We start from the raw sequence: 13172 nt of genomic DNA on the forward strand, positions 1-13172 counted from the left end.
CGGCGTGACCGATGGTGAGGGCCGGGGATCACGACGATCCCCGGCCCTCACTCGTACGTCGGCGACTCGCCCGTCGGCGCGATCGGTTCGTCGTCACCCACGCGTGTTGTGCCCGATATCGTTCGTTGTGCGATATTCGCGACGGTCCAGTTCAGTGTGTAAGGAACTTTCGGCCGTAGGTGCCTACCTGTGGGTGCACTTAGCGTGAACGCGGTCGCTGCATCGGGTGGACCGACTCCGCGGAGTGGTCGCCTGGTGGGTGACCGGAGTACGTCACTTCACCTGCTCGTAGGACGACCACCTATGGAAGGGACGGCATGACCAAGCTGAGGACAGGATTGCTGACCGGCCTTGCCGTGTCGGCACTGACAGTGGGACTCGCGGCACCCGCGGCGGCGGACGAGGGCTCCGATGCGCTGCTGCGGCCGGGCGGTCACGTTCCGGCGGCCGAGTCTCCTGTGGAGATCAACTGTGAGGTTCCCGCGGACGCCGACGACGACGTTCTCGTCACCATCGAGAACGTTCTCGACGCGGAGGAGGCCAGTGAGAAGGTGCGGCTGGCCACCTATGAGGCGGCGTGGGTGGAATCGCATGCCAACGATCTCGACTGCGGACACGCGTCGTCGATTGGCGTGTTCCAGCAGCGGCCCGACTACGGTTGGGTCAACGCGGGCGATCCGGAGCTCGCGACGTACGACTTCCTGCACGGCAATCCGTCGGACGGTACGGCGGGTGCGATCGAGATCGACGCGGCGAATCCCGACTTCACCGCGGGACAGGTCGCGCAGTCCGTGCAGCGATCGGCCTACCCGGACCGATACGACGAAGCCGAACCGATCGCGCTCGAGCTGGAGGAGCGTGCTCAGGAGCTCAACGGCGAGTTCTCCGCCTGACACCGCACCGGAACGCGGTGATGGGCCAAGGAGCCGCCGGTGACGCGATCGGAGTGGTGACCACCGCAACGGCGGGGCCGGAGACCGACATCGTCTCCGGCCCCGCCGCTGCGCCACCCTCACGCTGTGTGGGCCCCTGTCGTGCGGTCCACGGTGGTGCGGGCCGGCGTGGTGCGGTCCACCGTGGTGCTGCTGGCCACGTCAGTCGCCGAGCCGTTCCCACAGGAATTCGTAGGCCAGCGCCGTCTTGAAGGCCAACTGTGCGTTGTCGGCCGCGCCGCCGTGGCCACCTTCGATGTTCTCGTAGTAGCGGACGTTCTCGGGCGCATAGCCGGATTCGAGCAGCCGCGCCACCATCTTGCGCGCGTGGCCCGGGTGCACCCGGTCGTCGCGTGTTGACGTGAGCATCAGCAGCGGGGGATAGGAGTGTCCACTCCGGACGTTCTGGTACGGCGAATAGGAACGGATGTAGTCCCACTGCTCGGGGTCGTCGGGATCACCGTACTCGGCCATCCACGATGCCCCGGCCAACAGCAGGTGGTAGCGCCGCATGTCGAGCAGGGGTACCTGGCACACGATCGCGCCGAACAGTTCGGGATACCGCGTGAGCATCACGCCCATGAGTAGTCCGCCGTTGCTGCCGCCCTGGATGCCGAGCCGGTCCGGCGTGGTGATGCCGCGTTCGGTCAGATCCCGTGCCACGGCGGCGAAATCCTCGTAGACGCGGTGTCGGTGCTGTTTGACGGCCTGGTTGTGCCAATCCGGTCCGTACTCGCCGCCGCCGCGAATGTTGGCGAGCACGTAGGTGCCGCCCCTGGCGAGCCAGCCGCGGCCGACGACGGCGCTGTAGTACGGCGTCTGAGACACCTCGAAGCCGCCATAACCGCCGAGCAGCGTCGGCCCCGGTGCCGCGCCGGGGGAGCGGACCACGAAGTACGGAACTGCGGTGCCGTCGTCGGACGTGGCGAAGAACTGCTCGGTCGTGAGCCCTGCGGTGTCGAACCGTGCCGGAGCCTGCTTCACCGTCTCGTACTCGCCTCCGACGTCTCCGTGCAGGAGCGAGGACGGCTGGGTGAACCCGGTTACCTCCAGCATGATCGCGTCGTCGATGTCCGGTTCGGTGTCGACCAGGTCGACGGTCCCGACATCGGGAACGCCGGGGAGCGGTTCGTCGCGCCAGCCGTGTTCGCCGGGGGTGAGTACGCGCAGTCGGGTCTTCACGTCGCTGAGGGTGCCGACGACGAGGTGGTTGCGGGTCCAGGCGTAGTAGTCGAGCGAGGTGTGGGCGTCCGGGGTGAACAGGGCCGTCATCGTGGTGTCGCCGGCGAGGAACGCGTCGAGATGGGCCACCAGGAGCGAGCCGGCGGGGTGGTCACCCCACGGGGAGCGAGTGCGCACCAGCAGCCATTCCCGGTGCAGTGACGCGACGGCGTCGTCGGGCACGTCGATCCGCACGAGGCCGTCGCCCGTCAGCAGGTGTAGCTCGCTGCGGTAGAACTCGATCGTCCGGCGGACCAGGTCGCGTTCCCACCCCTCTGTCGGGTCGTGGACACCGCGAACGGCGACGTCCTCGGGTTTCCCTTCGAAGACGGTCTCGGCGTCGGCGAGGGGCATGCCGCGCTGCCAGCGTTTCACCACGCGCGGGTAACCCGACGCGGTGAGCGAGCCGTCGCCGAAATCCGTGCCGACGTAGATCGTGTCGGCGTCGATCCAACTGACGGAGCTTTTGGCCTCCGGCAGCTGGAACCCGTCCGGAACGAACTCCCGGCGCTGCAGGTCGAACTCGCGCACCACCGCCGCGTCGGCGCCGCCGCGGGAGAGTTCCACGAGGCAGCGGTCCAGCGACGGCCGGAGCACCGTGGCGCCCTGCCACACCCAGTTCTCGCCCTCGGCCTCGGCCAGCGCGTCGACGTCGATGAGCACGTCCCACTCCGGTTCGGCCGTGCGGTACTCATCGAGAGTTGTGCGGCGCCACAGCCCGCGCGGGTGCTGCGCGTCGCGCCAGAAGTTGTAGAGGAACTCGCCCCGTCGCACGACGTACGGAATGCGGTCGTCGGCGTCCAGGGCCTCGCGCAGCTCCTGCTGCAGAGCGGCGAACCGAGGCCGGTCGGTGTAGGTGGCCGTCGTCTCGTCGTTGCGGGCGCGAACCCAGTCGAGGGCGCGTTCGCCGGTCACGTCCTCGAGCCAGAGGTACGGGTCGTCGGGGGTTGTGGCGGGGTCGGGCGCGTCGGTCATGACCACAGTCTGCCAGCAGGTGCGGAGAGTCAATTGTGGCCGAGGGAGCGGGCCAGCGCCTGCGCGCCCGCGGTCAGCGCGTCCCGTGCCGTGGCGAAATCGGTGTCACCGGGAAGGACCACGGGCAGGGCGACGACGAACCGGCCGCCCGCGCCGACGACACCCGTCGTGTTCAGCACCACGTCGTCGCCGACCGGCATCCAGCCCTGTTTGACCGCCACGGTCGCGTCGCCGAACGCCGTCGGCAGGCCGAACCGCTGGTCGAAGCCGTCGGCGGCGGTCGCGTCGAAGTGGGCGAGCGTGCCGAGCACCGCGTCGCGCGCAGGCCGGGGCAGGTCGTGCTGCAGGTAGGTGTAGGTGCGCACGATGTCACGGGGGCTCATGCGGGTCAGCTCCCACTCATCGGCCTCGCCGGGCGGCGTCGTGGAGTCCAGTCCGATGAGCGAGGCGGTGCGGCCGATGATGGCGGCGCCGCCGAACTCGTCCCACAGCCGCGTCGCTGCGGCATCGTCGCTGGCCGACAGCATCGTCGTCAGATCGGAGCCCGTGTCCCCGCCGGGCACGCGCCAGTCGTGGGCACGCAGCACGTCGACGGCGATCAGCAGCTTGACGACGGAGGCGGTGTAGAAGGGCTCGTCGGGGCCGGCTCCGACGACCATCGCGTCGGTGTGCCGGTCGTAGACGGCCAGCCCCGGCCTCGAACCGGGCACGACACCGCGGACGGCTCCGACGACGGCCGCGGCAGCCTGCTCGCGGTCGTGTGCGGTGGTCGGCGGTTCGAGTGTCGCGCGGTCGCTGCTTCGTCCGGGCGCGGCCGCGATCACGGAGCGGCGGGTGTCCCCTGCGGAATCGTCCGAGGTTCCGCCTGCGGTGAGGGTGATGCCGGCGGCCAGTACTGCACCGGCGACGACACCTGCCGCGACGACGCGATGTCCCATGGCCCCATCCGACCACGTCTCGGCGCGTTTCGCCGGGCCCGGCGGCGCGGCGTGCGGCCGGAGTTCGGGGTGACGACGGGCGGTGATTCTCCCGCAGGGAGCGCAGTTCGCGCGATCTTGACAGCCCTCGGGATCGGCGGAAGGGTCGGGCCGCTCGTGTGCGCGCACCGAGTGCACCGTCCCTGCCCGACGAGCCGATCGAGGTGTTTCGTGTTGAGAGCCAGAGGGAGAGCCAGACGTTTCGTTCCGTTGCTGGCGGCGGCCATCGCACTGCCGTTGCTCGCGCCCGCGGCGGCCGCGGGATCGCCGCAACGGCCCGTGTTCGCCGGCGGCGAGGCACAACCGGTGTTCGATCCCGGCGACGTCGTGCGGGAGAACCTGTGGGTACGCGCTCCGGTCGACAGTGACCGCGACGGCGCCGATGACGAGGTGCACGTTCGCGTGGTGCGGCCCGCCGAGACCGAGCACGGCGTGCGGGTACCGGTGGTCTACACCGCGAGTCCCTACTTCTCGGGTGGCAACGACGTGCAGAACCACGACGTCGACGTGGAACTGTACGTGCCGCGCGCGGAGATGACGTCGCGGTACGAGGACTATCTGCTCTCCCGCGGTTTTGCGGTGGTGTACGCCGAATCGCTCGGCACCGGCGGGTCGACGGGCTGCCCGACGACAGGGGGTGAGAACGAGACGATCGGTGCGAGGTCCGTCGTGGACTGGCTGAACGGGCGTGCGCCGGCGCGCGCCGAGAGCGGTGATCCGGTACAGGCGGACTGGACCACGGGCAAGACGGCGATGATGGGCGTGTCCTACAACGGGACGCTGCCGAACGCTGTCGCGAGCACCGGGGTCGAGGGCCTCGAGACGATCGTGCCGATCGCGGCGATCTCCGAGTGGTACGACTACTACCGGGAGAACGGCGCCGTCGTCGCGCCAGGGGGTTATCAGGGTGAGGACGCCGATGTGCTCGCCGAGTACGTCTACACCCGCGACGACAGGGAGATCTGCCGGCCCGTGATCGACGAGCTGGCACGTCGGCAGGACCGGGTCACCGGCGACGACAGTGACTTCTGGCAACACAGGTCCTATCTGGACGACGCGGGCAACGTGCAGGCCTCGGTGCTGGCCGTGCACGGCCTTTCGGACTGGAACGTGACGCCGAGCCAGACCGTGCGCTGGTACGAGGCGCTCGCCGACCACGGCGTCGAACGGAAGATCTGGCTGCACCAGTTCGCGCACACGGACCCGTACGGCGTGCGCAAGGAGGCGTGGCTGCGGACGCTGAACCGGTGGTTCTCGCACTATCTCTACGGCATCGACAACGGCGTCGACGCGGAACCGCGTGCGACGATCCAGCGTGAGGACGAGTCGTGGCACGACGAGGCGGATTGGCCCGCGGCCGGTGCCGAGGACGCGCGACTGCACCTGCGTCCGGGCGGTGACGGTGTCGGCGGGCTGTCGCCCGACGGTGCGCAGCACGGCCGACCGGTGACGGAGTCACTGACCGACGACGCATCGAAGAAGGTCGAGCAGCTCGTGGACGCGAAGACGTCCCCGCATCGGCTGCGCTATGCCACCGAGGCCGTCCCGAATGCGGTGCGGTTGAGCGGAACACCGTCGGTGGACCTGCGTGTCTCGTTCGACCGGCCCGCGGCGAACGTGACCGGCGTCCTCGTCGATCGCGCTCCGGACGGCAGCTCGCACGTCATCACACGCGGCTGGGCGGATCCACAGAATCGGCACGACCGCGCATCGACGCGGCCGGTGCGGCCCGGGCAGTCGTACCGCCTGTCGTTCGACCTGCAGCCGCAGGATTACGTGTTGGACGAGGGGCACCGTCTCGAGTTCGCGGTGCTCTCCAGTGACCACGACTTCACGTTGCGGCCGCGGCCGGGCACCGGGATCACGGTGGACGTGAAGCACTCGTCGGTCACGGTTCCGACCGTCGGCGGGGCCGGCGCGGTCCAGTAGGTGTCAGGCCGGGCCCGGCGACAGTCCGACCGGCGCCGGGTTGGCCTGGGCAGGGGGGCGGTGCTCGGGGCGAACAGTTCCAGGGCGAGCGAGGCCCCAGGGCGAGTGAGGTACAGGGCGAGTGAGGTACAGGGCGAGTGAGGTACAGGGCGAGTGAGGTCCAGGGCGAGTGAGGTCCAGGCCGAACAGGAGGGGCCGGGCCGGTTTCCGAATCGGCCCGGCCTCCTGCCTTGCGGGTCGGCCGCCGGTGGCGGGCGCGGCACCCTAACGCCTGCCACCGACAGTTCCGCGTTCCGGCGTCGGCCCGGCCGCGAGTTGTCCACGTCGTACGAGCGTGTCCACAGATTTCCCGCGGTGCCGCCCGACGCGTTCGCGCCGCCGCATCGTGGAGGCATGAGCACTTCATCGACGACCAATCCCGAGTTCGGCACGCGGGTCGACCTGCGCAGTCCGGAACAGCTCCTCGCGGCCCTTCCGTATCTGCTCGGGTTCACGCCCGCCGATTCTCTGGTGCTGCTGGCGCACGCACCGGACGGCCCTGAGGCCGACACCGTCGGCCACGTCATGCGCGTCGACATCCCGGATGTGGCGGCGGTACCCGAGCTGGAGCCGCCGCTGCGCGTCCCGCTGGCGGATGCCGCTGCCGTGACCGTCGTACTCGTCGGCGGTATCGCACCGGACGAAGGGCCTGCGCACCGCGACGTGATGCGGGCGCTGACCGCCGTGATGACCGATCTCGGCGTACCGATCAACCACGCGCTGTGGGCATCGGAGATCCGGCTCGGGGCGCGCTGGTGCTGCTACGGGGACGAAATGTGCGGCGGTGAACTGCCGGATCCGACGGCCTCGACCATGGCGGCGGTGACGACGCACGCGGGACAGTTGACCTACGCCAGCCGGGAGGCGATGGAAGGCGCGTTGGATCCGGAAGGGGCGGCGGTGCTCGCTCGGCGGGCGGCCCTGCTGGACCTGGCCGCCTCTCGCGACGAGACGGACCCGGCCTGCCGCGACGAGGAGATCGAGAACGCCTGTGCGCTCGTCGGCGACGTACTCGCGCGGTTCCGGAGCGGGGTGGGCGGCACCGGGCCCGTGTTGTCCGATCGGGAGATCGTGGAGTTGGCACGTGCCCTGACGCACCACGAGGTGCGGGACGCGTCGTTCGGCGTGTGCTGGCCACCGCGAAGCGATCTGGCCGTGGCCGCCGAGCGTCTCTGGACCGTGCTGGTGCGCGGCGTTCCGGCCCCGGAGCGGGCGGAAGCGGCGTCACTGCTCGCCTACACCGCCTATCTCCGCGGCGACGGTCCGCTGGCCGGGGTCGCCGTGAGGAAGGCGCTCGAGTCGCATCCGGGGCACACGCTGGCTCAACTCCTCGACCGGGCGCTGGCACACGCCGTGCCGCCCGAGACGCTCGCCGGCCTCGCGCGGAACCGGGGAAGGCACTTGGCGCTTCGTGCCGGCGGGTCGGGTGCGCCCGGCGCGACCCGTGGACCGGGAGGCGCCGGGCCGTAGGTCACCGGCGGCCCGCGGAACGGCGGTCCTGCGTGAACCGCCATGCGTCGGCCACGATCCCGTGCAGGTCTGTGTGCACAGGCTTCCAGCCCAGGTCCGCACGCGCCTTCTCGGACGACGCCACGAGCACGGCCGGGTCACCGTCCCGCCGCGGTGCGACGGCCGCCGGGATGTCGTGCCCGGTGACCTCGCGACAGGTGTCGATCACCTCGCGCACGGAGAAACCGGTCCCGTTGCCGAGGTTGTAGATCTCGTGCCGGCCTTCACGGGCGTGTTCGAGCGCGAGCAGGTGTGCGTCGGCGAGGTCGGTGACGTGGATGTAGTCGCGGACCGCGGTGCCGTCGGCGGTCGCGTAGTCCTCGCCGAAGATCTGGACCTGTTCACGGTCGCCCGTGGCGACCTGCAGCACGATCGGGATCAGGTGCGTCTCGGTGGCGTGGCGCTCACCGAACGCGCCGTGGGCGCCGGCGACGTTGAAGTACCGCAGGCTGGTCGCCGCGAGGCCGTGGGCGCGAGCGTAACTGGTGATCGCGTAGTCGATGGCCAGCTTCGTCGCACCGTAGGTGTTCGTGGGCCCGGTCGGGGCCGTCTCCGGGATCGGACTGACGTCCGGTTCGCCGTAGGTGGCGGCGGTCGAGGAGAACACCAGCCGAGGCGTGTTGTGCGTCCGCATCGCGTCGAGCAACCGCAGGGAGGTGAGGACATTGCCCCGCCAGTAGAGGCCTGGGTCCTGCATGGACTCGCCGACGAGCGACTTCGCCGCGAAGTGCAGCACGCCGTCGAAGCCCTGGCTGAGCAACGTCTGGGCGACGTCGGCGGCGTCGCCCTGGATGAAATGGACTCCGTCCGGAACCGCGTCGGCATGCCCCGTGGACAGGTCGTCGACGACGGTGACGTCGTGGCCGGCTTCGACGAGCCGGGCGGCGCACACGCTGCCGACGTACCCGGCGCCGCCGGTGACGACCAGCTTCATCGGACTGCGGGACAGGGCCGGGTCGGTGGGCATGTTCCGGGCCTTCCTGATCGGGTGCGAACGGTGGACGGGTGACATCCGGCCGGGCCGGTGGACCGGTGTCGCCGCGCCGCTGTGGTGGGCCGCCGTCGCCGGGCCAGGGCAGTGTGCCGGCAAGCGAGCCGACGACTGGACCGACGACAGATGGACCGATGACGACTGGACCGATGACGACTGGACCGATGACGACTGGACCGATGACGACTGGACCGACGACAGTGTGCCGCAGCCCTGTCGTGCCGCTGTGGCGAGGTCGTCACCGGTCGCGGCCGGCTCCGGCGGACGGCACGGCGACGAACATGCGCGGTCTGCGGTACCCGGCCGTGTCGAACGCCGTGGTCACGGCCGCTTCGACAGCGTGGCGATCGTTCTCGCGGACCAGCGCGATGGCCGACCCGCCGAAGCCGCCGCCCGTCATGCGAGAGCCCAGCGCGCCCGCCGTGCGCGCCGTGTCGACCGCGAGGTCCAGCTCGGGACAGGAGATGCGGTAGTCGTCGCGCATGCTCACGTGTGAAGCGTCCAGCACGGGCCCGATGTCGGCGATCCGGCCGTCCCGCAGGTACCGGGACGCTTCGAGCACGCGTGCGTTCTCCGTGACGATGTGCCGGACGAGCGGTACCAGGTCCGCAGGGAGCCGGTCGAGGGCGTCGTCCAGGGTGTCCGGGGTGACATCGCGCAGCGCGGGCAGACCGAGCAGCCGCGCGGCCTTCTCGGTACCGGCCCGCCGGTCGCCGTACTCGGACCCGCCCAGCGAGTGCTTGACCTGCGTGTCGATGACGAGCACCGACAGGCCGGCGCCCGTCGCGTTGAACGGCACCTGCTCGGTGTCACCGGACCGGCAGTCGAGGAAGAGCACGTGCCCGTCGACGCAGCACATCGACGCCGTCTGGTCGAGCGAGCCGGTCGGGACGCCGACGAACTCGTTCTCGGCGCGCTGTGCCCACCGCGCGATCTCGGCGCGCCGGGCCGCCTGCTGGTCGTGCTCGCCCGCCAGGCCGAGCAGTGCCATCGCCGTGGCGCATTCGATCGCGGCGGACGACGACAGCCCGGCTCCGGTCGGCACGTCCCCGGCGATCACCAGGTCGGCGCCCCGGTCGACGGTCCAGCCGTCCGTCTCGGCGCCGCCACCGATACCGGCCTCGCGCAGCACCCAGGCCACGCCTGCCGGATAACCGGACCAGCCGTCCGGCGTGCCGGGCCGCAGATCGGACACGGCCACGGGCGCCTCGGTGTGGACGCGACCGTCGGAGCCCACGGTGGCGAACGTCAGCTTGCCGTCCTCGCGGGGCGCGGCAGCGGCAGCGAGACGGTGGGGAAGTGCGAACGGCAGCACGAACCCGTCGTTGTAGTCGGTGTGCTCGCCGATGAGGTTCACCCGTCCCGGAGCCGACCACACCCCTGCGGGTGCCCGGTCGTGGACGGATCGGAACGCGTCGTCGGCGGTGTCGGCGGGGCCGGCCGCCGTCGCCTGGTCCGAGGCCGTCACCGGGTCTGAGCCAGAACGGCGTGCAGGACGTTCGTGTTCACGGTGCCCGAGGCCGCGTCGTCCGACACCTCGACGGAGGTGCCCGCGTTCTTGCCGACGTGGACCGTCCGGCCCGGCACGATGCCGACCGCCTTGAGCTGCGCCATGAGCGTCTCGTCGCTCTGCACGTGCTCGGCGATGCGGCGGATCTCGACCTTGCCGCCACCCGAGCGCGCCACGTCGTCCAACCGCACGAGGTCGGCCTCCGCGGGCGGGGCGGGTTCGCCGCCGTCACCGAGTTTGTCAAGGCCCGGGATCGGGTTGCCGTACGGCGAGGTGGTCGGCTGGTTCAGCAGTGTGACGAGCTTGCGTTCCACGGCTTCGCTCATCACGTGTTCCCAGCGGCAGGCCTCGCTGTGGACGTGTTCCCACTCCAGGCCGATGACGTCGACGAGTAGCCGCTCCGCCAGCCGATGCTTGCGCATCACGGCGATCGCGAGCTCGCGTCCGTGCTCCGTCAGCTGCAGGTGCCGGTCGTCTGCCACGACGACCAGGCCGTCCCGTTCCATGCGCGCCACTGTCTGGCTCACCGTCGGACCGCTCTGCTCCAGCCGCTCCGCGATTCGTGCGCGCAGCGGGGTGACACCTTCCTCTTCGAGCTCGAAGATGGTGCGCAAGTACATCTCTGTGGTGTCGATGAGATCGTTCACGCCTGTCCCCTTTGTTCGCCGAACTCATGGTAGTCCTCGCCCCCGACGAAGCGGTCGGCCGTCAGGTGCCGCGATCTCGCGCGGGTGGTGTGGTAATCACAGACCGGCGCCGCTGCGGAGCACCCGTCGGCAGCGCCGGAGGCCGCCCGCGCCGCTCCCTGAATGAGGGCTCCCTAGACAAGGAACGTCACCGATGCCCGAAACCATGCCCGATTCGCAGTCCGCGTCGTTCGGCCCGGTCGTCAGCACCGCCGAGCTGGCCGCAGCGCTCGACGGCCCGGCCGGCGAGCGGCCGGTGGTGCTCGACGTGCGCTGGCGGCTCCTCGGACCACCGGGGGCCGAATCGTACGCCGAGGGCCACGTGCCCGGAGCCGTGTTCGTCGACGTCGACACGGAACTCGCCGGTACGCCGGGTGCCGCGGGGCGCCACCCGCTGCCGGATCCCGGCGAGCTGCAGCGCGTGCTGCGGGCCGCAGGCGTGCGCAGCGACCGACCGGTCGTCGCCTACGACGATGCCGACTCGTCGGTCGCCGCCCGTGCGTGGTGGCTGCTGCGCTGGGCCGGCCACGACCGCGTGGCCGTGCTCGACGGCGGGTTCGCCGCCTGGCAGGCCGAGGGCAGGCCCGTGACCACAGAGATCCCCGCGCCGGCTCAGGGCGACGTGACCGTCGACCCCGGCCACCTGCCCGTGCTCGACGCCGACGGCGCGGCTGCACTGGCCCGTGAGGGCGTCCTCCTCGACGCGCGGGCCCACGAGCGGTACATCGGCGACCACGAGCCCGTCGACCCGCGCGGCGGCCACATCCCGGGCGCGCGCAACGCCCCATTCGCGGCCCACGTCGAGGCAGACGGACACTGGCGCAGCCCCGAGCAGCTGCGCGAACACTTCGCGCGCCTCGGCGTCGGCACCGCCGGTGCGGAGCCGGGAACCGCGGATCCGGCCACACCGGCAACGGGCACCGAACTCTCGAACACCGAGTCCTCGAACACCGAGTCCTGGGGTGCCGCGAGCCCGGGTCGGTCGGTCTCGGCGGCCGCGGCGTCGGCGGCGTCGGCGATGTCCGGTGTCGGTGCCTACTGCGGATCGGGCATCACGGCCAGTTCGGTCGTGCTCGCCCTCGAACGCGCGGGCTGCGAGCGGCCGGCCGCGCTGTACGCGGGCTCGTGGTCGAACTGGTCGGCGGACCCGAACCGGCCGGCCGCGACAGGCGACGAGCCGGGCTGATCTTCACCCTCGACTCGGCGCCGGTGGCAGCTACGCTCTGGGCATGTCTCCCTCCGCCGTCGTCTGGGACCCCGCGCTGCTGGCCTACGACATGGGCGACCAGCACCCGTTCAACCCGGTGCGGCTGCACCTGACGATGCGGCTCGCGGCGGCGCTCGGCGTGCTCGACGACGTGCCGCTGCTGAGTCCCGAGCCGGCAGGAGCCAAGGACCTCTACCGCGCACACTCCGCCGAGTACCTCGAGGCCGTGCAGCAGGCTCCGATGGCGGGCTGGGACGTCGGTCACGGCCTCGGGACCGAGGACAACCCGCTCTTCACCGACATGCACGACGCGGCCTCGCTTGTCGTCGGCTCCACGCTGCTGGGTGCCCGGTGTATCGCCGAGGGGAGAGCGCAGCGGGCGGTGAGCATCGCGGGCGGGCACCATCACGCGATGCAGGACCGTGCCGCGGGGTTCTGCATTTACAACGACTGCTCGGTGGCGATCTCGTGGCTGCTCGAACAGGGCTACGACCGCATCGCGTACGTCGACACGGACGTGCACCACGGCGACGGGGTGCAAGCGGCGTTCGTCGGCGATCCGCGGGTGCTGACGATCTCGCTCCACCAGCATCCGTTCACGCTCTTCCCCGGGACCGGATATTCGAGCGAGATCGGTGCGGGCGACGGCGAGGGCCGTGCCGTCAATGTTCCGTTGCCGCCGCACACCGGTGACGCAGGGTGGCTGCGCGCGTTCCACGCGGTGGTGCCATCGCTGCTCGAGGCGTTCCGTCCGCAGGTCCTGGTCACCCAGTGCGGTGTCGACTCGCACCGCGAGGATCCGCTGGCGGATCTGTCGCTCACGGTCGACGGGCACCGGGCGATCTACCGGGAGCTGCGTGCGCTGGCCGAGCGCTGGGCCGAGGGTCGCTGGCTCGCCGTCGGTGGCGGGGGCTATCAGCTGATGCGGGTCGTGCCCCGGTCCTGGACGCATCTGATCGCGACGGTGCTCGACCACGACGTCACGCCGGACGTCCCGCTGCCCGTGGAATGGACGGACCTGGTGCGCGGCGTGGCGCCGTCCGCCGAGGTGCCGCCGACCATGTCCGACGGCGCCGACGTGGGGTACTCGCCGTGGGGTGACGGCCTCGACGACGCCGTGGACGCGGCGATACGTGACACCCGCCGGGCCGTGTTCCCCCTGCACGGACTGGATCCGGACGATCCGAGGGACTGAA

The 13172-nt window shown here is 70.9% G+C and carries 10 protein-coding genes; 5 read left to right on the forward strand and 5 right to left on the reverse strand.

Features of this window, described 5'->3' with window-relative positions:
* Window positions 1–317: 317 nt before the first annotated feature.
* Complete coding sequence (locus LY40_RS10825) at window positions 318–893, forward strand: hypothetical protein (protein WP_183783977.1); 576 nt, start codon at window positions 318–320, stop codon at window positions 891–893.
* 201 nt (window positions 894–1094) lie between these two features.
* Here LY40_RS10825 and LY40_RS10830 read toward each other — a convergent pair whose 3' ends face one another.
* On the reverse strand, window positions 1095–3128 hold the full coding sequence (locus tag LY40_RS10830) for a prolyl oligopeptidase family serine peptidase (RefSeq protein ID WP_258936696.1): 2034 nt from the start codon (window positions 3126–3128) through the stop codon (window positions 1095–1097).
* Between the two features lie 29 nt (window positions 3129–3157).
* Window positions 3158–4066: a serine hydrolase gene (locus tag LY40_RS10835; protein WP_183783979.1), complete on the reverse strand. Its 909-nt coding sequence runs from the start codon at window positions 4064–4066 to the stop codon at window positions 3158–3160.
* 210 nt (window positions 4067–4276) lie between these two features.
* Here LY40_RS10835 and LY40_RS10840 point away from each other — a divergent pair, with 210 nt between their 5' ends.
* Both LY40_RS10840 and LY40_RS10845 read left to right on the forward strand, forming a co-directional pair.
* On the forward strand, window positions 4277–6034 hold the full coding sequence (locus tag LY40_RS10840; protein WP_258936697.1) for a Xaa-Pro dipeptidyl-peptidase: 1758 nt from the start codon (window positions 4277–4279) through the stop codon (window positions 6032–6034).
* Window positions 6035–6427: 393 nt separating this feature from the next.
* On the forward strand, window positions 6428–7543 hold the full coding sequence (locus tag LY40_RS10845; RefSeq protein ID WP_258936698.1) for a DUF4192 domain-containing protein: 1116 nt from the start codon (window positions 6428–6430) through the stop codon (window positions 7541–7543).
* 1 nt (window position 7544) lies between these two features.
* Here the strand turns inward: LY40_RS10845 and galE are convergent, their stop codons facing one another.
* The 3 genes from galE to LY40_RS10860 form a co-directional block, all read right to left on the reverse strand.
* A complete protein-coding gene (galE, locus tag LY40_RS10850) occupies window positions 7545–8549 on the reverse strand; it encodes a UDP-glucose 4-epimerase GalE (RefSeq protein ID WP_183783983.1) in 1005 nt (334 codons plus the stop codon).
* Between the two features lie 262 nt (window positions 8550–8811).
* A complete protein-coding gene (gene galK / locus LY40_RS10855) occupies window positions 8812–10041 on the reverse strand; it encodes a galactokinase (RefSeq protein ID WP_258936699.1) in 1230 nt (409 codons plus the stop codon).
* Window positions 10038–10730, reverse strand: a complete 693-nt coding sequence (locus LY40_RS10860; protein ID WP_183783986.1) for an iron-dependent transcriptional repressor DtxR — start codon at window positions 10728–10730, stop codon at window positions 10038–10040. Before LY40_RS10860 ends, galK begins: the two co-directional genes overlap by 4 nt.
* 193 nt (window positions 10731–10923) lie before the next feature.
* Between LY40_RS10860 and LY40_RS10865 the strand changes: the two genes are divergently transcribed.
* Together LY40_RS10865 and LY40_RS10870 are read left to right on the forward strand one after the other, a co-directional pair.
* Window positions 10924–11955, forward strand: a complete 1032-nt coding sequence (locus LY40_RS10865; protein ID WP_258936700.1) for a sulfurtransferase — start codon at window positions 10924–10926, stop codon at window positions 11953–11955.
* Between the two features lie 43 nt (window positions 11956–11998).
* Window positions 11999–13171, forward strand: a complete 1173-nt coding sequence (locus LY40_RS10870; protein ID WP_258936701.1) for an acetoin utilization protein AcuC — start codon at window positions 11999–12001, stop codon at window positions 13169–13171.
* Window position 13172: the final 1 nt, after the last annotated feature.

This window comes from Prauserella salsuginis (genome assembly GCF_024648885.1).
GTDB lineage: Bacteria > Actinomycetota > Actinomycetes > Mycobacteriales > Pseudonocardiaceae > Prauserella > Prauserella salsuginis.